Below are 23,644 nucleotides of genomic sequence, written 5' to 3' on the forward strand. Positions count from 1 at the left end.
GCACAAGGTGCCGCCGCACTTACCCACAGGCTTTGCCGAATTCGATCCACATCGTTTGTGGACAACCGTCCGCGCACTGGCGATTTTTTCGCCACCCACCCGCCCGGCCTTGTGCCAGTAGGGCTGCCGCACTCTATCCACAGGTTAGTGATGCGTGACTCCACAGCGGTTGTGGAGAACATCCCCGCCCGCAGGCCGCCACGCTGCGCCGTCCGGTTTGTTGGTGGGATCACATGCCGCGCGCTACCCTCGTCTACCGTCCTACCGACGCCGCCTGCGCGCGCTGTCCGATCCGACCATGAACTCACCTGCCTACCGCGATTTCACCCTGGAACCCGACGATACCGAGCGCCTGGCCAATCTTGCCGGCCCCTTCGACGCGCACCTGCGCCAGATCGAACTCAAGCTGGGCGTGGAGATCGCCAACCGCGGCAATATCTTCCGCATCACCGGCCCGGAGCCGGCAATCGCCGCCGCGCAGTCGCTGCTGACCGCGCTGTATGACGAAGCGGCCTCGGTCACCTTCGACAATCACGCCATCCACCTGCGCTTGAACGATGCCAATGTCGAGCAGGTGGCCGAACGCGCGTACCAGCCGCAGGATGTAGCCATCAAGGTCAAACGCGGCACGGTGCGTGGCCGCGGCGCCAACCAGGCCAAATACCTGCATGCGATCGCCACCCACGACATCAACTTCGGCATCGGCCCGGCCGGTACCGGCAAGACCTTTCTTGCCGTGGCCAGCGCGGTGGAAGCCTTGAACGAGTCGCGCGTGCAGCGCCTGATTCTGGTGCGCCCGGCGGTGGAAGCCGGCGAGAAGCTGGGCTTCCTGCCCGGCGACCTCAGCCAGAAGGTGGACCCGTACCTGCGGCCGCTGTACGACGCGCTCTACGAAATGCTTGGCGTGGAAAAAGTGGTCAAGCTGCTAGAGAAGAACGTCATCGAGATCGCGCCGCTGGCCTACATGCGCGGCCGCACGCTCAATGATGCCTACGTGATCCTGGACGAGGCACAGAACACCACCATCGAGCAGATGAAGATGTTCCTGACCCGCCTGGGTTTTGGCTCTACTGCCGTGGTCACCGGCGACCTGACCCAGATCGACCTGCCCAAGCACGTCAAGTCCGGCCTTCGCGATGCCATCGAGGTGCTGCGCGACGTCGAAGGCGCCAGCTTCACCTTCTTCGAAGCGCGCGATGTGGTGCGCCACCCGTTGGTGCAACGCATCGTCACTGCCTACGACCAGCGCGATCAACAGGAAAACGCTGCCAAGGGCAATCCCGAGTGAGCAGGACAATTGCCGGCCTGATGCTGGCAATTGCAATGGCGACGCCGGCATCAGTCAACGCCAGCCAGACGCCGCCACCGCCGGAGATCGTCGACCGCGATGTCATTCCGGCCGTCCAGGTGACGCCTCCTTGTATTTCCCTGGCTACCGAAGCTGTCAGCATCAGTGTTCCCACCGCAACGCTGCAGGCGATGGCGCCCGGGTATCCCTCGGCACGCTGGTTGCTCGATTTGCCTGGAACCGTCAACGATGCACGCGGTTGCGAAGTTCACCGGTCGCGCATGCGCACCGTGCCAGCCAGTTGCTGATCGGCAAGTTGCTGGAAGACGGCATTGCGGCGGTCTGGTTGCACGATCAGCCCGGGTTCGTTTCAAGCGTGCGGGTGCGCGATTACAATCACGGTTGCGGGCGCGGCCCGCTTGGCAGCTCGAGCTACCGCGTGCCCAATGGGCCCACGGTGCTCCTGCTGATCACCTGCACTCGTTGATCTCTTTGCCCAGGAAGCGCTCGCCATGACCCGTGGACCCGTCCGCCTCGACGTCGCCGTCAGTTATGCGTTGCCACGCGCCGGCCTGCCCTCGGCGGTGAGTTTTCGCAAGTGGGTGGCTGCTGCGCTGAAGGGCCGCATCCGCGAGGCCGATCTGGCGGTGCGCGTGGTCGACGAGAAGGAAGGCTGCTCGCTCAATCATCACTACCGCGGCAAGGACTACGCCACCAATGTACTGAGCTTTCCGGCCGAGCTGCCCGAGGGCCTGCCCAAGGGCATCAAGATGCCGCTGTTAGGCGATCTGGTGATCTGCGCGCCGGTGGTGGCGCGCGAGGCCGCCGAACAGGGCAAGTCGCTGGCTGCACACTATGCGCACCTGACCGTGCACGGCACCCTGCACCTGCTGGGCTGGGATCACGAAGACGAGAAGGAGGCCGATGCGATGGAACAGCTGGAGCGCGAAATCCTCGCCGATCTGGGCATCGACGACCCCTACGCGGGGGAGCGTTGATGCGCGCGGCCATTGCCATCGCGGGGCTGTTGCTGAGTCCGGCGACGGGTTGGGCGCAGGCCGCCCCGGTGCGTCCCGACCTGCCGGCATTGATCGAGTGCCGCCAGCGCATCGGCGATTTTAACGCCCTGGCGCCGGTGCTGGCCGACCCGCTCAAGGCGGTGGCGCTGGGCTGGACGCCGCTGGATCAGTCCAACCTGTTCATGACTGAGTACACCCTCAACACGCCGATCCGCGTGTTTGGCCACAGCACGAACCACATCGCCTTTTCCGGCGCCAGCATCATGGCGATCCTGGACCTGCCCGATCCGCGCCCGCTGGCCAGGCAGCTGCAGCTGGAACTGGGCGTGGATAACGCCGAGAAGGTCATGTACGGCCGCGAGCTGGTCAGCGAGGACACCACCAACCCCAAGACCGGCGAGGCGATGATCGAATCGGTGGTGCTGAGCGTGACCAACGTCAAATCGCACCCCGGCAAGACCGTGGTCGGCTGCGGATACAGCCTGGACCTGCCCTGAGACCTGGCCCCTGCCCGCGCATCCACAGCGTGTTAGCGGCTTCCTGCTAGACTGAGGGCTAATGCCTGGTTTGCCGGGTGCCCTTCCCCGTCACGATGTCCGAAGACGACAGTAGCCACACCTCAGAACCCTCCGAAAAACGCCGCAGCTGGCTCGAACGCCTGAGCGCGGCCTTCTCCGGTGAGCCCCACACCCGCGACGAACTGGTCGCGCTGCTGCGCACCGCCGAGCAGGACGGTCTCATCGCCGCAGACACCTTGCGCATGATGGAAGGCGCGATCTCCGTGTCCGAGCTCACCGTGGGCGATGTGATGATCTCGCGCTCGCAGATGGTTTCGCTGTCGGTGGAAGCGCGCTTCATCGACCTGATGAAGCAGGTGGTCGAATCCGGCCATTCGCGCTTCCCGGTGCACGGCGAGAACAAGGACGAAGTGCTCGGCATCCTGCTGGCCAAGGACCTGCTGCGCGGCGTGGTCGCCGACAACGGGCCCGGCAACGTGCGCGAACTGCTGCGCCCGGCGGTGCTGATCCCCGAGTCCAAGAAGCTCAACGTGTTGCTCAAGGAATTCCGCCTCTCGCGCAACCACATGGCGATCGTGGTGGACGAGTACGGCGGCGTTGCCGGCCTGGTCACCATCGAAGACGTGCTGGAGCAGATCGTCGGCCAGATCGACGACGAGCACGACGACGCCGAGGAGGAGAATTCGCTGATCGCCATCCAGGCCGATGGCCGCTACGTGGTCGATGCGTTGACGCCGATCGAGGACTTCAACGAGCGCTTCGGCGCCGAGTTCCCGGACGACGAATACGACACCGTCGGTGGACTGGTCACCGATGCGATCGGCCATCTGCCCGAGACCGGCGAAGAGCTGACCCTGGGGCGGTTTGCGTTCCGCGTGGCCAAGGCCGATGCGCGCCGCGTGCATGCCTTCCACGTCACCATTCTGCCGCCCGACCCGCAGGACGACGCTTGAACCCGACCACCTGCAGCACCGCCACTGCGCCGCCGCGCCGTGGCGCCCGGCAATGGCTGGCTGCCTGCGCGCTGCTGCTGTTGATGTCGCTGCTGGCGCCGTTTGCATTCGCTCAGAATGCACAGCCGCCGGCGCCGGCGCCACGGGTGGGCGTGGTCACCATGCAGCCCGGCGAAGTGTTCTTCGAACGGTTCGGGCATGACGCCATCGTGGTGGTGGACCCGCTCACCCAGCAGGCGACCTCCTACAACTTCGGCTTCTTCGACCCCAGCGAGCCGGACTTCGTACCGCGCTTTGCGCGTGGCGAAATGATGTACTACCTGGTGGCGCTGCCGCTGGAAGAAGACCTGTCGCAGTACCGCAGCGTCGGCCGTGGCGTCAGCATCCAGTGGCTGGATCTGCCGCCCGAGCAGGCACGCGCGCTTGCCGATGGCCTGGCTGTCCGCAGCCGGCCGGAAAACGCGCGGTATCACTACGATTACTTCGAAGCCAATTGCGCCACCATGGTGCGCGATGCGCTGGATCGTGCCATGGGCGGCACGCTCAAGTCGCAACTGGCCGGCCGCTCGCGCGGCAATACCTACCGCAGCGAAGCGGTACGCCTGGCCTCCCCTGCGCCGTGGATGTGGCTGGGCTTCGACCTGGGCCTGGGTCCGTACGCCGATCGTCCCCTGTCACGCTGGGAAGAAGCGTTCGTGCCGACGCGTCTGGCCGACAGCCTGACCCAGGTGCACAACAGCGCCGGCCGGCCGTTGGTGCAATCCACCCAGGTGCTGCTGCCGCACCGCGTGGCACCCGAGCCTGCCGAACAGCAGCGACATTGGTGGCCGTGGCTGCTGGCCGGCGCGTTGGTGGCCGCCGGCGTGCTGGCGCTGCGCCGCCGGCAACGTCTGCTGGCCGGGCTGGCACTGCCGTTCTGGCTGGTGTGCGCCATCGGCGGCGGCCTGTTGGTGTATCTGTGGGGCTTCACCGCGCATCAGTCCGCGTGGGCCAACCGCAACCTGCTGCTGGTCAATCCGCTGTGCGTGTTGCTGTGGTTCGGCGGCATCCGGCTGCAGCTGGGCCATCGGCCGGGCCGCTGGTTCAACGTGCTGGCATGGCTGGTGGCCGCCGGCGCGCTGCTGGCATTGGTGATCCACTGGCTCTCCTTCCAGGCCCAGGACAACCTGCAGTGGGTGATGCTGCTGTTGCCCATCCACGCTGCGCTCGCGGTCGCCCTGCGCCGGCGTGATGTGCCTGTCCACACGCGCTGATCCAGGATGCGCCCATGAACACCCACGGCCGTCATCCAGACAATCCGTCCTGCGTCATCACCTGCGCCTATTACGACGGTGACGGCACACGCCACGACATCAGCCTGGAGCAGATCAGCGATGTGCTGCAGCGCCCCGACGGCTGTGTGTGGGTCGGGCTGTACGAACCGCAGGAATCGGTGCTGCACAAGTTGCAGGACGAGTTTGGCCTGCACGATCTGGCGATCGAGGACGCGCTCAAGGCGCATCAGCGCCCCAAGGCGGAAAGCTACGGCAACTCGTTGTTCGTGGTGGTCAACACCGCGCAGCTGGTCAACGAACGCATCCGTTACGGCGAAACGCATGCGTTTCTGGGCGCGCGCTTTCTGTTGACGGTGCGCCACGGCGCGTCGCTGTCGTATGCACCGGTGCGGCACCGGGTCGAACGCGAACCGGCAATGCTGCGCATGGGCGCTTCGTTCTGCCTGTACGGTGTGCTGGATTTCGTGGTCGACAACTACCTGCCGATCATGGACGAGTTCCGCGACACGCTGGAAGGCCTGGAAAAGGACATCTTCGCCGACAACTACAAGCGCGAAACCGTGGTGCGCCTGTATGAGCTCAAGCGCGAGCTCAACAAGATGCGCCTGGTGGTGGCACCGCTGCAGGATGTGCTCTCGCACCTCAAGCGCAACCCCGGCGGGCTGATTCACGACGAGGTCGGCATCTATCTACGCGACGTGCTCGATCATGCGGTGCGCATCAACGATGCCATCGACACCTTGCGCGAAATGCTGGGCACCGCGCTGAGCGTCAATCTGTCGATGGTGACGCTGGCGCAAGGCGAGACCGTCAAACGCTTGGGTGCCTGGGCCGCCCTGCTGGCCGCCCCCACCCTGATCACCAGCTGGTACGGCATGAACTTCACCCACATGCCCGAGCTCGACAAACCCTACGCCTACCCGCTACTGGTGGGCGGCGTGGTCGCCTCGTGCCTGGTGTTGTATCGCCTGTTCAAGCGCGCTCGGTGGCTTTAGAGCCGCGTAGCGGCTTGGGGAGTCGGGATTGGGGATTCGCTAGAGCGGGTTTGCTGCTTGCTGTCCAGCTTGAGCGATGGTTGTGTTTCGATTGCTGTTGCGTTGATCGTTTCACCCAGACTGCTCAAGCTCTACCGGTGCCCCTCATCCGCCCTTCGGGCACCTTCTCCCAGCGGGAGAAGGAAGCACCCTGGCCTTTGCGAATCTCGAATCCCGAATCACCAATCCCGGCTTTCAAGCCACATAAATCGTCTTGATGTTCATGAACTCGTGAATGCCGTGATCGGCGAGTTCGCGGCCGAAGCCTGAGCGCTTGATGCCGCCGAACGGCAGGCGCACGTCGCTCTTGACCACCGAGTTGACGAATGCCGCGCCGCATTGCAGCTGCTGGGCGACGCGTTCGCCGCGCTTGGCGTCTGCCGTCCATACGCTGCCGCCCAGCCCGAAGGTGGTGTCGTTGGCCACGCGCACCGCTTCTGCCTCGTCGGCCACGCGAATGATCGACGCGACCGGGCCGAAGAATTCTTCGTCGTAAGCAGGCATGCCGGGCGCGACATTGTCGAGGATGGTTGCCGGGTAGCCCGCATGCGAGCCGGCCACCGGTTCGCCGCCCAGCAAGACGGTGGCGCCCTTGGCGACGCTGGCCTGCACCTGCTTGTGCAGCTCGTCGCGCAGATCGGCACGTGCCATCGGCGCCAATGTGGTGCTTTCCTGTTGCGGGTCGCCAACCACGCGCTTGGACGCCGCAGCGACGAAGCGCGCGATGAATCGATCGGCAATCGCGTCCACCACGATGAAGCGCTTGGCGGCGATGCAGGTCTGCCCGCTGTTGTCGAAGCGCGACTGCACTGCCGATTGCACGGTGTGCTCCAACTCGGCGTCTTCCAGCACCACGAAGGCATCGCTGCCGCCCAGCTCCATCACGCATTTCTTCAGCTGGTCGCCCGCATTCGCGGCCAGGGAACGCCCGGCGCGTTCGCTACCGGTGAGCGTCACTGCGGCGATGCGGTCGTCGCGCAGCACGTCGGCGGCCTGGTCGTTGTCGATATGCAGCACATCGAACACGCCCGGCGGGATGCCCGCGTCGTCCAGCACCTCCTTCATGGCATCGGCGCAGCGCGGAACATTGCTGGCGTGCTTGAGCAGTGCCACGTTGCCGGCCATCAGGCCCGGCGCCAGAAACCGAAACGCCTGCCAAAGCGGGAAATTCCACGGCATCACCGCAAAGACGCAGCCCAACGGCTCGTAGCGCACATAGCTCGATTGCGCTTCGGTAGGAATGTTGCGCGGTGCCAGATACTCGGCTGCGTGTTCGGCGTAATAGGCGCAGCCCTGCGCGCACTTGTCGATCTCGGCCAGCGCCTCGACACGCAGCTTGCCCATTTCGGCGGTCATGATGCGTTGCAGGTCCTCGCGTCGCCTGCTCAGCTCCTCGCCGACGCGGCGCAGCAAGGCACCCCGCTCCGCCAGCGGCAACGCGGCCCACGCCGGAAACGCCTTGGCGGAAGCGGCCAGACGCGCTTCAATGCCGGCGGCGTCCAGGGTCTGCTGGGTATGCTCGACCTGGCCGGTGGCCGGGTTCACGGTGTCGTAGGACATGACGGTCTCCAGTAGCAAGATGTCCAATGCTAGTGGCCGATGGGTTCGGGCCGCGTCACAACGGCCTGAAAATAGCGCAACGCTGTGTTCGCCCGCCTGCGCCCACGGGCCGCACTGCGATGGCGAATACGTGTACGGTGCCGTCAGCTCTCGTGTTGCAACGCCAGCTGCTGATCGCGCAGGCGGCGCTTTTCGCTGCGTGCCAGCAGCCACCAACCGATCACTGCGGCGACCGATACCGCCAGCACCATCAGTGTGGCCAGCGCGTTGATCTTCGGGCTGATGCCCAACCGTACTGACGCAAACACCTTGATCGGCAGCGTGGTGGAACTGGGCCCGGCCAGAAAACTGGCGATCACCACATCGTCCAGCGACAGCGTAAAGGCCAGCAGCCAGCCCGATGCCAAGGCCGGGGCGATGAGCGGCAGGGTGATCAGGAAGAACACCTTCAGCGGCGTTGCGCCGAGATCCATCGCCGCTTCTTCCAGCGACCGATCCAGCTCCTGCAGGCGGGACGAAATCACCACCGTCACGAACGACACGGTGAAGGTGACATGCGCCACCCAGATGGCCACTGCGCCACGCGGTGCGATGCCGAGCACGCCGCCCATCGAGACCAACAGCAGCAGGATCGACAAACCGATGATCACCTCGGGCATCACCAGTGGCGCAGTGATCAATGCGCCGAACACGGTCTTGCCGGGAAAGCGACGCATGCGCACCATCGCCATCGCCGCCATCGTGCCAAGCACCATGGCGGCACCGGCGGTCCAGAACGCCACCTCCAGGCTCACCCAGGCCGCGTCCAGCAGTTGCCGGTCGCGCATCAACTCGCCATACCAGCGTGTCGAAAATCCGCCCCACACCGTGGCAAGGCGCGAGGCGTTGAACGAGTACGCCATGAGCAACAGGATCGGCAGATACAAGAAGCCAAACCCCAGCGCGAGGCCGGCGCCACCGAGCAGGCGCGCGCTGCGGGAGGCGCGCATCACGTCAGCCGTCCTTCCAGCTCGCGCTGCTGGTAGCGGTGGAAGATCACGATCGGCACCAGCAGCAACACCAGCATGACGGTGGCCACGGCGGCGGCCACCGGCCAGTCGCGGTTGTTGAAGAACTCGCCCCACAGCACGCGACCGATCATCAAGGTGTTCGGCCCGCCGAGCATTTCCGGGATCACGAACTCGCCCACCGCCGGAATCATCACCAGCATGCAACCGGCCACGATGCCGTTGCGCGAGAGCGGCAAGGTGATGCGCACAAACGCGTGCCACGGGCGCGCGCCAAGATCGTAGGCCGCTTCCAGCAGGCGGTTGTCGTGCTTGACCAGGTTGGCATACAGCGGCAACACCATGAACGGCAGATAGCAGTACACGATGCCGATGTAGGCGGCGATCGGCGTGTACAGCAGTTGCAGTGGCTGCTCGATCACGCCCAGCGCCAGCAGTGCCCGATTGAGCAGGCCGTTGCCATCGAGGATGCCGATCCAGGCGTACACGCGGATCAGGAACGAGGTCCACGACGGCAGCACCACCAGCATCATTGCCACGTTGCGCGTAGCCAACGGCAGGCGCGCGATGACATACGCCATCGGGTAACCGATCAACAGCGCCAGCGCGGTGGAAATGGCCGCAATCCTGATCGAGCTCAGGTACGCGGCCACATACTGGCTGTCGCGCACCAATGCAAGATAGTTGCCCAGATGCAGCCTGACGCTCACCGCCCCATCGGCCGCGTAGGCGAATAGCGGCGTATACGGCGGCATGGCGGTGGCGCGCTCGGCGAAGGAAATCTTCAGCACGATCAGGAACGGGATCGCGAAGAACACCAGCAGCCACACATACGGGGCGGCAATCACGCCCCAGCGCGCGCCTGGCAAGCCGCGACGGAACAGGCGCGACCTCATGCGGTGAGCACCACGCCGTCGTCCTCGCCCCAGCCCACCCACACCGCATCGCCCCAGGTCAGCGCTTCGCTGGCCCAGCGCTGGCGATTGGCGAAGTTGGCCATCAGCTTGACCCCGCTGGGCAGGCGCACGTGGTAGACCGAATGGCTGCCGAAATAGGCGATGTCCTCGATCACCCCCTGCGCCTTGTTGCAGGCCTGCGCCGGCTCGTCCTTGCCGATGGCCAACTTTTCCGGGCGCAGCGCAAATGCCACCGCTTGGCCTTCGAAGCCGGTGATGCCGTGGCCGATGCGGATGTAGGCGGGGAAGGCGGGCGCCTGCAAGCTGACGTACTGCGGCTGGTCTTCGACGATGACTGCGTCGAGCAGATTGACCGAACCGATGAACTCGGCGGCAAAGCGATTGGCTGGTTGTTCGTAGATTTCATCGGGCGTGCCGACCTGCTGGATCCAGCCCTGGTCCATCAACGCGATTCGCGTGGCCATGGTCATCGCTTCCTCCTGGTCGTGGGTCACCATGACGCAGGTGACGCCGGAGGTTTCGATGATGTTGACCAGTTCCAGCTGCATCTGCGAGCGCAGCTTTTTATCCAGCGCGCCCATCGGTTCGTCCAGCAGCAGCAGCTTGGGCTGTTTGGCCAGCGAGCGTGCCAGCGCCACCCGCTGCTGCTGACCACCGGAGAGCTGATGCGGCTTGCGCCTGGCCAACGCGCCCAATTGCACCAGCTCCAGCATCTCGCCGACGCGGGCGGCGATGGCCGCCTTCGACAGCCCTTCCTGCTTCAGCCCGAAGGCGATGTTCTGCTCCACGCTCATGTGCGGAAACAACGCATACGACTGGAACATCATGTTGATGGGCCGCTCGTACGGCGGCAGCGCATCGATGGGCTGGCCATCGAGCGTGATGTGCCCCTTGGTCGGCCGCTCGAAGCCGGCCAGGCAACGCAGCAAGGTGGACTTGCCGCTGCCCGACCCGCCCAGCAGCGCGAAGATTTCGCCCTTGCGGATCTGCAGGCTGACATCGTCAACCGCCACGAATCCATCGAACTCCTTGCGGACTTGGCTGATCGACAGGTAGCCGGCATCTGCGCTGCTGGTAATGGGCGGCAAGGCCTCGGTCAGTGACATGGTTCCTCTCGCTGGGGGGACGCGCAGGCGCCGTGTGCGGAGCCTGCGCGCCATGATGGCAAAAGCATGTGTCCACCGCCGTGCGCGCGGTCCGGGATGCGGCGTGCAGCATCAGCAGTGGGCCGGGATTGCGATTGCGGTAACGCCGGCACCGCAGTGGTTTGCGCGGCCCGCCGATCCTGCAGCCTACAACCACGAAGGCGGCCGACACGGACTCATGCATTCACCGTCGCACCTGGGACGAGCGTGGCCAGGGGCAATGGCGTCATTGCCTGCGGTCTGCGACAGGCAATGCTGCCCTGGCTGCGGCGGCCGCAGGGCGACCGCCCTGCCCGTCAGCGCGTTTCCGGCGGTGCCTCGCTCCAGCCCAGGCCCAGGCTCTTCTGCAGCGCGACGTAGTTGACCAGCAACTGCACCTGCGCCTGCGCGGCGGCGTCCTGCGCCGACAGCTGCTGGCGCTGCACGTCCAGCAGATCGATCGACGAGGTGGCCCCGGCATCGCGACGTTGCTGCATCAGCCCGGCCGAGCGCGTGGCCGAGGCCTCGGCCTGCCGCGCGACCACCAGCTGCTTGCGTGCCGAACCGAAGCGCGCCAACGCCGAATTTGCATCCTGCAACGCAGCCAGCACCGCACCTTCATACGCCGCCTCGCGCCCGGCATTGCCCGCGCGTGCCCGCTCCACCTGCGCGCGGGTCTTGCCGAAATCGAAGATCGACCAGCGCAGCATCGGCACCGCCAGGGTGGTCAACGCGTCGGAATTGAAATCGCTCGGCGAGCCGGCCACCCAGCTCAGGCCACCCAGCAAGGTCACCTGCGGGAAGTAGCCGTTCAAGGCTTCGCCGATCTGCGCGCTGGACGCGGCCAGCTCGCGCTCGGCCTTGCGTACGTCCGGGCGGCGGCGGATCAACGCCCCCGCATCATCCACGCGCACTTCGCTGGGCAGCATCGGCAGCGGCTGCGGCGTGCGCAGCTGCGCATCCAGTGCGCCGGGTTCGCGCCCGACCATCAGCGCCAACTGGTCCAGCGCTTCCTGCAATTGCATTTCCAGCGGCAGGCGCTGCGCCTGCTGTTGCTGCACCTGGGTGGCGATCTGCTCGACCTGCAGGTCGGAGGCGGCGCCCTGGTCACGGCGCTGCTGCACCAACTGCAGCGACTGCCGGATCTTGTCCAGATTGGCATCGGCAATGGCCAGCCGCGCCTGCAACCCGCGGTAGTTGAGATAGACCTGCCCCACTTCGGCAGCCAATTGCACCTGCGCATCGGCCAGCTCGGCTTCGGAGGCCTGCGCCTGGGCCAGTGCGCCTTCGGCGGCGCGGCGGCGGCGGCCGAAGAGATCCAGCTCCCAGCTGGCATCGAAACCGGCGTTGTAGATCTGGGTCTTTTCCAGATCCAGCGCCTGATCGCCCTGTCCCGGCTGCCCGGGCTGGCCTTGCTGCAGCCCGCCCAGCGTATCGACGATGGTCTGCGGCGGCTCGGCATACGCATACACGGCGCTGGCGTTGAGCTTGGGCAGACGCTCGGCGCGGCGCTGGCGCGCCAGCGCGCGGTTGGCGCGCAACCTGGCCTGCGCCGCGCGCAGGTTGGGGCTGTCGGCCAGCGCCTGGGTCACCAACCGGGTCAGCTGCGGGTCGTTCAATTGCTCCCACCAGTGGTTCAGCGGCGCGGCGGCAACCACCTGCGCGCCACTGGCGCGATGCAGCGCGGGCGCCTGCATGGCCGCATCGGCCACGGCCGGCGCCTTGGTGTAGTTGGGGCCGAGCATGCAGCCGCCGAGCAGCACGGCACTCAGCGCCGCAGCCAGTGGGAGGCGCATCGCGCGCAGGGAATCAGTGCATTGCAAGGTGCGTCCCCTTGGGTAACGGCTTGAGCAAAAAGGCCAGCGGAATCGTGCAGACCACGATCACGCCAAAGATCCAGAACAGATCGCTGTAGGTCATCACCAACGCCTGCTGTTGCACCACGCGTGCGAATTGGGCGATGGAGCGAATCGCCGCTTCGCCACCGGCGCTGCCCTGCATCTGCGCAGTCACGCCGGCCAGAAATTCCTGCGCACGCGGCGCGTTGGCGGTGATCGCGCTGCCGATGGTTTCGGTATGGAAGGTCATGCGGCGCTCCTGGAAGGTGGAGATCAGCGCCAGGCCGACCGAGCCGCCCAGGTTGCGGCCGGCATTGAACAGGCCCGACGCATCGCCTGCCAGCTCCGGCGGTACCGAGGAAATGGCCGCCTGGTTGAGCGACATCATCGCCAGCGCCAGTCCGCAGCCCTGCAGCAACTGCCCGGCCACGAAATGCATGCCCACCGTGTCGGCGGTCAGCCCCAGATTGACGAAGCAGGCGGCGGCAAAACAGATCAGGCCGGCGATCACCAGGATGCGCACGTCCACCACCTCCAGCAGCTTGGGCATCATCGGCATCAGCAGCACGGTGGGCAGGCCGGACAGCAGCAGCACGTAGCCGGCCTGCTCGGTGTTGTAGCCGGAGATCACCGCCAGAAACTGCGGAATCATGTACATCACACCGAACAGGATCATGCCCACTGCCATGATCATGATGAACACCGCACCGAAACTGCGATGCAGCAGCAGCGACAGCCGGATCACCGGCGCACGCCTGCGGAACTGGCCGATCACCAGCGCGATGAACCCGCTCAACGAGATCAGGCTCAGCATGTTGATCTCGCTGGATTCGAACCAGCGCTCGCGCTGGCCTTCTTCCAGCACCACGGTAAGCCCGCCCAGGCCGGCAGTCAGGCCGTAGATGCCCAGCCAATCGGCGTTGAGCAGGCCGGCCCAGTCGGCCTTTTCGTGCTTCAGGCCAAGCAGCAATAGCGCCACCAGGCCCGCGCAGATCGGCACGTTGATGAAGAACGCGTAGTGCCAGCTGACGTTTTCGGTGAGCCAGCCTCCCAGCAGCGGGCCGATCACCGGGCCCATGATCACGGTCATGCCGAACAGTGCAGTGCCCATGGTCTGCTGGCTGGGCGGCAGGCGCGTGGCGACGATGGTCAGCGCGGTGGGAATCAACGCGCCGCCGGCCAGCCCCTGCCCCACGCGGCCGATGATCATCATCGTCAACGAGGTCGACAATCCGCAGACCACCGAGAACGCCGTGAACATCAACGCGCAGATCAGCAGGAAATTGCGCAGGCCCAGCGTGCGCACGAACCAGCCGGTCAGCGGGATCATGATGATCTCGGCGACCAGATACGCGGTGGAGATCCAGGTGCCCTCGGTGCCGCTGGCGCCGACCTCGCCCTGGATGGTGGGCAGCGCGGCATTGACGATGGAAATGTCCAGCGTGGCCATGAACGAGCCGATGGTGCCGGCCAGCACCGCCAACCAGGCGCCGGGCTCGGCCTTCTCGCGGCTGGCACCGCCGCCGGCACCCTGGCCGGTGGCGGCCGCTGTACTCACTGCGCGCGCTCCTGCTCCCGCACGCGGTCGGATTCTTTTTCAGCGCGTTCCTTGGCGTCCTTGGCCGAGCGCGTATCGACGGTGACCTCCACCGACATGCCCGGCACCAGCACCTTGCGTGCCTCCTCGCCGGCCAGCACGCGGATGCGCACCGGCACGCGCTGCACCACCTTGGTGAAGTTGCCGGTGGCGTTTTCCGGCGGCAGCAAGGCGAACTGCGAGCCGGTGCCCGGGGACAGGCTTTCGACCTTGCCATGCAGCTTCACCCCGGACAGCGCATCGACCTCGATCTCGGCCGGCTGACCCGGGCGCATCAGGCCGACCTGGGTTTCCTTGAAGTTGGCGACCAGGTACAGCGATTCCTGCGGCACGATGGTCATGGTGCGGGTACCGGCGGCCAGGAACTGGCCCTCCTGCACGGTCTTGTCGCCGACGCGGCCATGGATGCGGCTGGTCAGGCGGGTGTCTTCCACGGCCACGCGGGCCTGGTCGGCATCCGCGGTCGCCTGCTTCAAGCCGGCCTGGGCCTGCTCCAGCTGCGCGCGGCTGGCCTGGATCTGGCTCTGCGCACCGGTGGCCTGCGCCTGGGCCGCATCGTACTGGGCGCGTGCGCGCGCCAGCTCGTGCTGCAGGCTTTCCTGGTGCTCATGGGTATCGGCGCCGGAGGCGGCCAGCGGTGCGAAACGCTTCACCTCGGCCTGGGCGAACTTGAGACTGGCCGCGGCCGAGGTCACCTGGGTCCGCGCCTGCAGCAGCGCCGCTTCCTGGCCGGCGACATTGGCGGTGGCGGCCACGATGTCGGCCTGGCGTGCGGCAATTGCCGCTTCGGCCTGCTGCAGGGTGGCCTGGTAGGTGCGGTCGTCGATCTGCAGCAACGGCTGGCCGGCGTCCACGATCTGGTTGTCGCCCACCAGCACCTTGGTCACATAGCCGCTGACACGCGGCGCCACGGCCACCGAATCGGCCTGCAGGTAGGCGTTGTTGGTGTCCTGCATGTAGCGGCCCTTGATCAGGTAGTAGGCCAGCCAGACCACCAGCAGGACCAGCACCAGCACGCCCACCAGGATCAGCGTCCACTTGACCTTGGGGTTCTTCAGCGGCGACGGCTTGGCCGGCTCCTGGTCCTGGTGCGTCTCGGCGCCTTGCGCATCGCCCGCCTGGGCGCGGCCGTCAGTGGGCTGGTGGTCTTGGTTGCTCAAAGGAGGCGTCCTGTGTGTCGTGGGCGAGGCGCGCGACGGCATGCCGCGGCAGCGGCGCCGGCGAAAGCGGCGAAACCATACAATTATTTGAACCCGCCGGTACAGATTGCGTGACGAGCCTGGTCAGCCTGCGCGGCAATGGACCCGCCGGGTACATGGGCCGCCCGGTTGCAGCGGCCAGGCATGCCGGCCTGCGGCGGAGGTGCGCGCCCGCGACCAGGTCTGCAGTGTTGCAGGCAACCATTGGACCTTCATGAGGGCGCGGCGGCGTACGCCGCGTCAGCGCCTGCGCGCCGGCCTCACCGGCCGGTCTTGATCTCGGTCCACAGCCGCGTGTACAGGCGGTCCACCTCCGGCGGGTTGATCGCGTAGGTGAACATCCTGGCGGTCACCTCCGGCGGCGGATAGATGGTGGGGTCGTTGCGGATCGCCGCATCCACCAGCGGCGTGGCGCTGCGCACCGGGTTGGCGTAGTGGATGAAGTTGCTGTTGGCCGCGGCCACCTCGGGCGTGAGCAGGTAATTGATGAAGGCGTACGCATTTTCAGGATGCTTGGCGTCCTTGGGGATGGCCAGCATGTCGAACCACTGCGGCGCGCCTTCCTTCGGAATGGCGTAGGCCACGTTGACGTTGTTGCCCGCTTCCCTGGCGCGATCGCGCGCCTGGATGATGTCGCCCGACCAGCCCACCGCCAGGCAGGTATTGCCGTTGGCCAGCGAGGTGACGTACTGGCTGGAGTGGAAGTTCTGCACGTACGGGCGGATGGTCTTGATCAGCGCGGCGGCCTTCTCGATCTCGGCCGGCACCGTGCTGTGCGGATCGAGCCCGAGGTAATTGAGCGCGATCGGAATCATGTCCGAGGGCGTGTCCAGGATGGTCACCCCGCAGTCCTTGAGCCTGGACAGATTCTCCGGCTTGAACACCAGATCCCAGCTGTTGGCGACATCGGTGCTGCCGAAGATCGCCTTGAGCTTGTCGACGTTGTAGCCGATGCCGGTGGTGCCGATCATGTACGGCACGCCATAGGCATTGCCCGGATCCTGCGCGGCGATGCGGCGCATGATGTCCGGGTCGAGGTTGGCCAGGTTAGGGATCTTGCTTTTGTCCAGCGGCAGGAACACACCCGCCTGGATCTGCCGGCCAAAGAAATTGAGCGTGGGCACCACCACGTCGTAATCGCTGCCGCCGGCGAGCAACTTGGTTTCCACCATCTCGTCGCTGTCGAACACGTCGTAGGTGACCTTGATGCCCGTACTCTTTTCGAACGCGGGAATGGTGTCTTCGGCGATGTAGTCGGAGTAGTTGTAGACGTTGAGCACCTTGGCCTGCGCCTCGGCCTTGCCCGCGGCGCCATCGCCGCCGCAGCCGGACAGCAGGGTGAGGGACAGCGTCAGGGCGAGCAGTCGCAGCGTCATGGGAGGTCTCCGGCACGGTGGGGCGGTCCGGCGCGGGGCCGGTCTGGCGCCAGACTACCCACCGTGCCCGAGTTTGCACAGCGGCTGCGGCAGGCATTCGCGCCGGGCAGCGGGAGTCATTGCTCGCCGTCCGTCGGCGAGCCCGACGCCGGCGATGCCGTACGGCGGATCGACATGCCGGTCTCCATATTGCCGTGGCAACGCGCGTCAGCGCGCACCGATGCGTTGGCGGCAAGCCGCCATCGCTTACTTGCCCAACGCATGCGCGGTGTCATCCAGCGCCGCCCAGGCCTTGTCGAACAGCTCGTCCACCTGGTCGCAGGTGATGATCAGCGGCGGCGACAGCAGCATGGCGTCGTAGGTGGCACGCAGGATCAGGCCGCGGCGCAACGCAAAGTCGCGGCAGAGCGCGCCGACGCGCCCACGCCCTTGGAAATACACCCCACGCTGCCGCTTGTCCGGCACCAGCTCCAGCGCCCCGATCAACCCGGCGATGCGCGCCTCGCCCACCAGACGGTGCTCGCCGAGCTCGGCCCAGCGCTGCGCAAGATACGGCGCAACCTGCGTGCGCGCGGTGTCCACGATGCCGTCGTCCTGCAGCAGGCGCAGGTTCTCCAGCGCCACGGCCGCGCACACCGGATGCCCGGCATACGTGCCACCGTGCGCCAGCTCGCCGCCTTGCGCCTTGAGCACGCCGGCCACGCGATCGTTGAACATGGCTGCCGCCAGCGGGATGTAGCCGGAGGTAATGCCTTTGGCCAGCGTCATCACATCGGGCTGAAAGCCGAAGTAGTCCGCACCGAACCAGGCGCCGGTGCGCCCGAACCCGCAGATCACTTCATCGGCCACCAGCAGCACGTCGTAGCGCCGACAGATCCGCTCGATTTCAGGCCAGTAACTGCGCGGCGGGATGTACACGCCAATCGCGCCCATGATCGGCTCGCCGATAAAGGCGGCGACGTTATCCGGCCCGAGCTGCAGGATCGTGTCTTCCAGACGACGCGCCGCGACTAACCCGTAGTCTTCCGGGTCCATCTCCCCGCCATCGCCGAAGTGATACGGCGGCGTAATGTGGTGGATATCAGGAATCGGCAAGCCGCCCTGCTTGTGCATACCCTGCATGCCGCCCAGGCTGGCCCCGGCCATGGTGGTGCCGTGATAGCCATCATGGCGACCGATGAAGATGCGTTTTTGCGGCTGCCCCTGCACCGCCCAGAAATGCCGGACCAGGCGCAGGATGGTGTCGTTGGCCTCCGACCCGGAGTTGGCGAAGAACGCATGATTCAGATCGCCGGGTGCCAGCTCCGCCAGCCTGGCCGCCAACTGGATGGTGGGTTCGGTCGTGCACTGAAAGAAGCTGTTGTAGTACGCCAGCTGCTCCATCTGCCGCGCAGCTGCCTGCGCCAGCTCCTTGCGTCCATAGCCGACATTGACGCACCACAAGCCGCCAAATGCATCCAGCAACTTGTTGCCGTCGGCATCCCAGACATACACGCCCTCACCGCGCGTCAGGATGCGCGTGCCCTTTTGCGCCAATGCCGCGTTGTCGTTGAACGGATGCAGATGATGGGCGGCATCGAGCTGTTGCAAGGTCTTCAGTGCTTGCGGATCCATGGCCACTCCGGCTGCGGGGTCCATGCAGTCTATGGCCGATCGGCCGGACACAAAGGTGCTTCCGGTTGCACGCGCCGGACTCCGGGCGTGGAAACACGCAGGCGGGGCGGTGCGCAATGTCAAACGCGCGAGGCGTCAGGCATCGTCATACGCCGTACCCTCATCCGCCCTTCGGGCACCTTCTCCCCCATAAAGGGGGACAATGTCCCGATGGGAGAAGGAAACAGTGCAGCACACCGCGCAGGCGAAGCGCCTCACACATTCAACAACAGGAACTCTCGCTCCCACGAGCTGATCACCCGAAAGAACGTTTCGTATTCCTTGCGCTTCACCGAGATATAGGCGCGCACGAAGCGTCGCCCCAATATCTCCTGCAACGCATCGCAGCCTTCCAGCTCATCCAGCGCCTCACCCAGCGAGCGCGGCAGATCGTAGCCCTGCTCCTTGCCGTTGCTGCTGATCGGCGCGGTCGGTTCGAGCTGTTCGGCAATCCCCAACAACCCGCAGGCCAGGGTCGCGGCCATCGCCAGATACGGGTTGGCATCGGAACCGGCGAAGCGGCTTTCCACCCGCATGTTCTGCGGCGCATCGATCGGCACCCGCAGCCCGCAGGTGCGGTTGTCGAAGCCCCACAGCACATTGCTCGGCGACACCTCGCCGAACATCAGCCGACGGTACGAATTGACGTTGGGCGCCAGCAGCCCCATCGCCATCGGGACGTATTTCTGCAAGCCGCCCAGATAATGCGCAAAGGTGTCGCTGAAGCCGCCCTCGCGCTTGCCGCTGAACACGTTCTTGCCGGTGCCGGCGTGCAGCAGGCTCTGGTGGATATGCATCGCACTGCCCGGCTCGGTCTCCATGGGCTTGGCCAGGAACGTCGCATACACGCCATGCCGCAGCGCCGCTTCGCGCATGGTGCGCTTGAACAGGAACACCTGATCGGCGCGCGACAGGGCATCGGCATGGGTGAAATTGACTTCCAGCTGCGCAGCCCCGGACTCGTGGATCAGGGTGTCCACGTCCAGCTCCATCGCATCGCAGTAGTCGTACATCAGGTCCAGGATCGGGTCGAACTCGTTGACCGCGTCGATCGAATACGACTGCCGCGCGGTTTCCGGGCGGCCGGAGCGCCCGGCCGGCGGCAGCAGCGGGAAGTCCGGGTCGGTGTTCTTCTGCACCAGGAAGAATTCCAGCTCCGGCGCCACCACCGGTTGCAGCTTGCGCTGCGCGTAGGCATCGAGCACGCGGCGCAGCACGTTGCGCGGGGCCAGTTCGTGCGGCTGCCCGTCCTTGGTGTAGCAGTCGTGGATCACCTGCGCGGTGGGGTCGGCGGCCCACGGCACCATGCGCACGGTGGAGGCATCCGGGCGCAGGTGCATGTCCGAATCCGACGGCGAGGTCAGCGCGTAGTAATCCTCCGGAAAATCGCCGGTGACGGTGGTGGCGAAGATGCCCTCCGGCAGCCGCGTGCCGTAGTCGTGCGAGAACTTGTCGGCGGGAATGATCTTGCCGCGCGCATTGCCGGTGATGTCCGGCACCAGGCATTCCACCTCGGTGATGTGGCGTTCCTTAAGCCAGCGCCGCAGCGCGCTCTCCGGCTGCTTGGGCGTGGCGGTGCGCGAACGGGTGCGGATGGACATGCGACCTCACTGACCGCGTTGAGCGGCGTAACGGCGACAGGCCTCGCCGAAGGCCTGAAAGATGGCACGGTAGAACGGATGCTGTGTGACACGCCATTCCGGGTGCCACTGCACGGCCAGCAGGAACCCCGGCCCGGCACCGCGAAAGGCTTCGACCAGGCCATCCGGCGCGGTCGCTTCGACCACCAGTCCGGCGGCGAGCGTGGCAATGCCCTGCCCGTGCAGCGAATTGACCAGCACCTCCGACCCGGAATGCATGCCGGCCAGCCAGCCGCCCGGCTGCAACTGCACCGGATGGGCCGGGCCGTATTGCGCCTCCAGTGCGGCGCTGCGGTCTTCGCGGTGATCGGCCAGCCCGGGCACGGCATGCACGCGTTGATGCAGGCGCCCGCCGAGCGCGACGTTGACTTCCTGCAGGCCGCGGCAGATCGCCAGCAGCGGCAGGCCGCGTGCCAGCGCCTGCGGAATCAGCGCCAGGCTGGTGGCATCGCGCGCCGGGTCGTGCGGATTGCCCTCCCAGCTGGCCTCATCGCTGTAGTGGTGCGGCTCGACGTTGCTGACCGCCCCGGTGAGCAGCAGGCCATCCAGCCGGTCCAGCCAGGCGCTGGCGTCCAGGCTCGGCCGCAGGCTGGGCAGCAACACCGGCATGGCACCGGCGGCATCCACCACGGCGCGGATGTATTTTTCGCCAGCGGCCAGGAACGGATGCGGCCCATGCAGGACGCGATTGGTCGGCAGCCCGACCAGGGGAACGACAGCCATGCAGACATCCCGATGCGGTGTGTTGAACGGCAGATGCGCTCGAACTTACCGCGCCACCGCCGCCATTGCCAGGGCCGCTGCTTCGCCGGCCGGCGACCGCTCACGCCTGCTTTGCTAGGCTGGCCAGCGACCTCGCAGGTAGTGTCCATGGCTTCCGAGAACTCCGTCGCGTCCCTGCCCGCTGCCGACGCCGCCACCCTGGCGCGCATCCCCGGCTGTACCTCGGTGGATCTGTTGTTGCCCGACACCAACGGCGTGCTGCGTGGCAAGCGCGTCACCGCCGATGCACTGGGCAAGGTCTATCGCGATGGCGTGTGCCTGCCGATGTCGCTGATCGCCACCGACATCACCGGCAACACCGTGGAGGAGACCGGGCTTGGCTACGCGATCGGCGATGCGGACCGCATCTGCCGGCCGATTGCCGGCTCGCTGCGTCCGGTGCCCTGGGCGCCGCAGCCGATGGCGCAATTGCTGCTGGCCATGCATACCGCCGATGGCGGCCTGTTCGAGGTGGCTCCGCGCGCGGTGCTGCAGCGTGTACTGGCCGGCTTCGCCGCACGTGGCCTCACGCCGGTGGTGGCGGTGGAGCTGGAGTTCTATCTGTTCGACGCGGTGCCCGATGCCCAGGGGCGCCCGCAGACCCCGCGCGACCCAGTCACCGGCGCGCGCAGCGACAGCACCCAGGTGTATTCGCTGCAGGATCTGGACGAGCAGCGCGGCTTCACCGATGCGGTGACCGCCGCCTGCCGGCAGCAAGGCATCCCGGCCGACACCGCGGTGGCCGAATATGCGCCGGGCCAGTTCGAGATCAACCTGCAGCACCGCGCCGATGCGGTGGCGGCCTGCGACGAGGCCGTGTTGCTCAAGCGCACCATCAAGGCCATCGCGCAGCAGCAGGGCAAGCTCGCCAGCTTCATGGCCAAGCCCTTCGCCGGCCAGGCCGGCAGCGGCCTGCACCTGCATGTGAGCCTGCTCGATGCGGACGGCAACAACCTGCTCGCCGGCCCCGCCGACATGCCTGCCGGGCCGCTGCGCCATGCCATCGCCGGGTTGCAACGGCATGCGCAGGCGTCGTTGCTGCTGTTCGCCCCGCATGCCAACAGTTACCGGCGCTTCGTCAGCAATGCGTTCGTGCCGCTGGATGCCAGCTGGGGCTTCAACAACCGCACCGTGGCGCTGCGTATCCCGCACAGCGACGCGCGCAACACCCGCATCGAACATCGCATCGCCGGCGCCGATGCCAACCCGTATCTGGCCGCAGCTGCGGTGCTGGCCGGCATCCTGGACGGCGTGCAGCGCCCGGCCGAACCGACCCCGCCGGTCATCGGCAACGCTTATGCGCAGGGCGTGTTCCAGCCGCGCACCTGGCAGGGCGCGGTCGATGCGTTCCTGGGCAGCGAGTTCATCCAGGCGCAGTTGGGCAGCCAGTTCCGGCACGTGTACGGCCAGCAGAAGCAACGTGAGCTGCTCGACTATCAGGCGCTGGTGCCGGACATCGATTACGCCCGGTACCTGCGCGTCGTGTGATGACCAGGCCGGACGCCGCTGTGCCGCAGACCAGGCCGCCGGACGGGTATCCGGACAGCTGGTACGCGCGCAGTGCGCCGGCGCTGCCCGCGCAACCGCGCCTGCGTGGCGCCCAGCGCGCGGACGTATGCATCCTGGGGGCCGGCTATACCGGCCTGACCGCGGCGCTGGCGCTGGCCGAGGCCGGTTACCAGGTAAGCGTGCTGGAAGCCCGGCGCATCGGCTGGGGCGCCTCCGGGCGTAACGGCGGCCAGGCCATCGTCGGCTACGGCTGCGAGCAGGACACCCTGGAAGCGCTGGTCGGCGACGCCGATGCACGCCTGCTGTTCGATTTCTCGCGCGATGGCATGCGCCTGTTGCGCCAGCGCATCGAGCGCCACGCCATCGCCTGCGACTGGCGCGACGGCCATGCCCACGTCCCGCTCAAGCCGCGTCAGGCGCGCGCGTTGCAGCACGGCATCGTGCGCATGGCCGAGCGCTACGACTACCCGCTGCAGTGGTGGGACCGCGCACGCACGCGCGCGGTACTGGACAGCCCGCTGTACCTGGGTGCGATGTTCGACCCCGCCAGCGGCCACCTGCACCCGCTGGCCTATGCGTTCGGGCTGGCGCGTGCAGCGCTCGCCGCCGGGGTGCGGATCTACGAGGACTCGGCGGTGACCCACCTGGACCAGGGCGCCCGGGTCACCCTGCAGAGCGCCGAAGGCAGCGTGAGCGCCGCATTCGGCGTGATTGCCGGCAATGCCCTGCTGCAGGGCCTGGCGCCGGCCCTGCAGCAGCGCATCATGCCGGTGGGTACCTACGTCGGGGCCACACCGCCGTTGGGCCAGGCACGCGCGCGCAGCCTGATCGCCAACGACATGGCGGTGGCCGACACCAATTGGGCGCTGGACTATTACCGCCTCAGCGCCGACCACCGCCTGCTGTTCGGGGGGCGCGCCAGCTACTCCGCGCGCCCGCCGCGCGGCCTGCAGCGCCTGATGACGCAGCGCATGCACACCGTGTTCCCGCAGCTGCGCGACGTGCCGCTGGAGACGGTATGGGGCGGCTATGTGGACATCTCACGGAACCGGGCGCCGCACTGGGGCCGGCTCGCGCCCAATCTGTACTTCGCGCAAGGCTTCTCCGGCCACGGAGTGGCCGCCACCGGCCTGGCCGGCCAGGTCATCGCCGAGGCGATCGCCGGCCATAGCCAGCGGCTGGATGTCTTTGCGCGCATCCCGCACCGCCGCTTCCCCGGCGGGCAGCGGCTGCGCACACCGCTGCTGGTCGCGGCGATGAGCTGGTACCGGCTGCGCGATGCGCTGTGGTGAGCGCGCCTGCAGTGCCGCCGCACAGGCAGCGATACAGCGCTCAAGTTTTGGCGAGCAGAGCCGTTAGCTGATCTGACGGTTCGA

At 66.7% G+C, this 23,644-nt stretch carries 20 protein-coding genes; 9 read left to right on the top strand and 11 right to left on the bottom strand.

Annotation, left to right across the window (positions count from 1 at the left end):
* Positions 1 to 298: 298 nt before the first annotated feature.
* From ACCQ10_RS12185 to ACCQ10_RS12215, 7 genes are all read left to right on the top strand, one after another.
* Positions 299 to 1,288 (top strand): PhoH family protein, encoded by a 990-nt coding sequence (locus ACCQ10_RS12185; RefSeq protein WP_372360790.1) that lies wholly within the window; start codon positions 299 to 301, stop codon positions 1,286 to 1,288.
* On the top strand, positions 1,285 to 1,596 hold the full coding sequence (locus ACCQ10_RS12190) for a hypothetical protein (RefSeq protein ID WP_372360791.1): 312 nt from the start codon (positions 1,285 to 1,287) through the stop codon (positions 1,594 to 1,596). The genes ACCQ10_RS12185 and ACCQ10_RS12190 overlap by 4 nt, the downstream gene beginning before the upstream one ends.
* A 204-nt stretch (positions 1,597 to 1,800) precedes the next feature.
* Positions 1,801 to 2,286, top strand: coding sequence for an rRNA maturation RNase YbeY (gene ybeY / locus ACCQ10_RS12195; RefSeq protein WP_047697745.1), 486 nt, complete (start codon positions 1,801 to 1,803; stop codon positions 2,284 to 2,286).
* Entirely contained in the window at positions 2,286 to 2,804 is a 519-nt protein-coding gene (locus ACCQ10_RS12200; RefSeq protein WP_179453895.1) for a hypothetical protein, read from the top strand. Before ybeY ends, ACCQ10_RS12200 begins: the two co-directional genes overlap by 1 nt.
* A 95-nt stretch (positions 2,805 to 2,899) precedes the next feature.
* The gene (locus ACCQ10_RS12205) at positions 2,900 to 3,778 is read left to right on the top strand and encodes a CorC family transporter (RefSeq protein WP_372363113.1); all 879 of its coding nucleotides are present in this window, start codon (positions 2,900 to 2,902) and stop codon (positions 3,776 to 3,778) included.
* Positions 3,775 to 5,031, top strand: a complete 1,257-nt coding sequence (locus ACCQ10_RS12210) for a lipoprotein N-acyltransferase Lnb domain-containing protein (protein ID WP_372360792.1) — start codon at positions 3,775 to 3,777, stop codon at positions 5,029 to 5,031. The genes ACCQ10_RS12205 and ACCQ10_RS12210 overlap by 4 nt, the downstream gene beginning before the upstream one ends.
* Positions 5,032 to 5,045: 14 nt before the next feature.
* Positions 5,046 to 6,047: a magnesium and cobalt transport protein CorA gene (locus ACCQ10_RS12215; protein ID WP_039407843.1), complete on the top strand. Its 1,002-nt coding sequence runs from the start codon at positions 5,046 to 5,048 to the stop codon at positions 6,045 to 6,047.
* A 234-nt stretch (positions 6,048 to 6,281) separates the two neighbouring features.
* On the opposite strand, the gene ACCQ10_RS12220 is transcribed toward ACCQ10_RS12215, so the two are convergent.
* The 11 genes from ACCQ10_RS12220 to ACCQ10_RS12270 all read right to left on the bottom strand — a co-directional run bounded on the left by ACCQ10_RS12220 (position 6,282) and on the right by ACCQ10_RS12270 (position 20,720).
* Positions 6,282 to 7,646, bottom strand: coding sequence for an NAD-dependent succinate-semialdehyde dehydrogenase (locus tag ACCQ10_RS12220; protein WP_372360793.1), 1,365 nt, complete (start codon positions 7,644 to 7,646; stop codon positions 6,282 to 6,284).
* A gap of 143 nt (positions 7,647 to 7,789) precedes the next feature.
* Positions 7,790 to 8,638 (bottom strand): ABC transporter permease subunit, encoded by an 849-nt coding sequence (locus ACCQ10_RS12225; RefSeq protein WP_372360794.1) that lies wholly within the window; start codon positions 8,636 to 8,638, stop codon positions 7,790 to 7,792.
* Positions 8,635 to 9,549 (bottom strand): ABC transporter permease subunit, encoded by a 915-nt coding sequence (locus ACCQ10_RS12230; RefSeq protein ID WP_372360795.1) that lies wholly within the window; start codon positions 9,547 to 9,549, stop codon positions 8,635 to 8,637. Before ACCQ10_RS12230 ends, ACCQ10_RS12225 begins: the two co-directional genes overlap by 4 nt.
* Positions 9,546 to 10,676: an ABC transporter ATP-binding protein gene (locus ACCQ10_RS12235; protein ID WP_372360796.1), complete on the bottom strand. Its 1,131-nt coding sequence runs from the start codon at positions 10,674 to 10,676 to the stop codon at positions 9,546 to 9,548. Before ACCQ10_RS12235 ends, ACCQ10_RS12230 begins: the two co-directional genes overlap by 4 nt.
* A 335-nt stretch (positions 10,677 to 11,011) precedes the next feature.
* The gene (locus ACCQ10_RS12240) at positions 11,012 to 12,499 is read right to left on the bottom strand and encodes an efflux transporter outer membrane subunit (protein WP_372363114.1); all 1,488 of its coding nucleotides are present in this window, start codon (positions 12,497 to 12,499) and stop codon (positions 11,012 to 11,014) included.
* 4 nt (positions 12,500 to 12,503) lie between these two features.
* Positions 12,504 to 14,090 carry an MDR family MFS transporter gene (locus ACCQ10_RS12245; protein WP_039407852.1) on the bottom strand — a complete coding sequence of 529 codons (1,587 nt, stop codon included), beginning with the start codon at positions 14,088 to 14,090 and terminating at the stop codon, positions 12,504 to 12,506.
* The gene (locus ACCQ10_RS12250; protein ID WP_372360797.1) at positions 14,087 to 15,289 is read right to left on the bottom strand and encodes an HlyD family secretion protein; all 1,203 of its coding nucleotides are present in this window, start codon (positions 15,287 to 15,289) and stop codon (positions 14,087 to 14,089) included. The genes ACCQ10_RS12245 and ACCQ10_RS12250 overlap by 4 nt, the downstream gene beginning before the upstream one ends.
* A gap of 299 nt (positions 15,290 to 15,588) precedes the next feature.
* Positions 15,589 to 16,704, bottom strand: coding sequence for a polyamine ABC transporter substrate-binding protein (locus tag ACCQ10_RS12255; protein WP_039407856.1), 1,116 nt, complete (start codon positions 16,702 to 16,704; stop codon positions 15,589 to 15,591).
* Between the two features lie 246 nt (positions 16,705 to 16,950).
* On the bottom strand, positions 16,951 to 18,318 hold the full coding sequence (locus tag ACCQ10_RS12260) for an aspartate aminotransferase family protein (RefSeq protein WP_372360798.1): 1,368 nt from the start codon (positions 18,316 to 18,318) through the stop codon (positions 16,951 to 16,953).
* Positions 18,319 to 18,572: 254 nt separating this feature from the next.
* Positions 18,573 to 19,958: a glutamine synthetase family protein gene (locus ACCQ10_RS12265; RefSeq protein ID WP_372360799.1), complete on the bottom strand. Its 1,386-nt coding sequence runs from the start codon at positions 19,956 to 19,958 to the stop codon at positions 18,573 to 18,575.
* A 6-nt stretch (positions 19,959 to 19,964) separates the two neighbouring features.
* Positions 19,965 to 20,720, bottom strand: a complete 756-nt coding sequence (locus tag ACCQ10_RS12270) for a gamma-glutamyl-gamma-aminobutyrate hydrolase family protein (RefSeq protein ID WP_372360800.1) — start codon at positions 20,718 to 20,720, stop codon at positions 19,965 to 19,967.
* 147 nt (positions 20,721 to 20,867) lie between these two features.
* On the opposite strand from ACCQ10_RS12270, the gene ACCQ10_RS12275 reads away from it, so the two are divergent.
* Entirely contained in the window at positions 20,868 to 22,247 is a 1,380-nt protein-coding gene (locus ACCQ10_RS12275) for a glutamine synthetase family protein (protein WP_372360801.1), read from the top strand.
* Entirely contained in the window at positions 22,244 to 23,560 is a 1,317-nt protein-coding gene (locus ACCQ10_RS12280) for an NAD(P)/FAD-dependent oxidoreductase (protein ID WP_372360802.1), read from the top strand. The genes ACCQ10_RS12275 and ACCQ10_RS12280 overlap by 4 nt, the downstream gene beginning before the upstream one ends.
* The last annotated feature ends 84 nt before the right edge of the window (positions 23,561 to 23,644 follow it).

Source organism: Xanthomonas sp. NCPPB 1325 (assembly GCF_041477645.2).
GTDB classification, from domain to species: Bacteria; Pseudomonadota; Gammaproteobacteria; order Xanthomonadales; family Xanthomonadaceae; genus Xanthomonas; species Xanthomonas cannabis.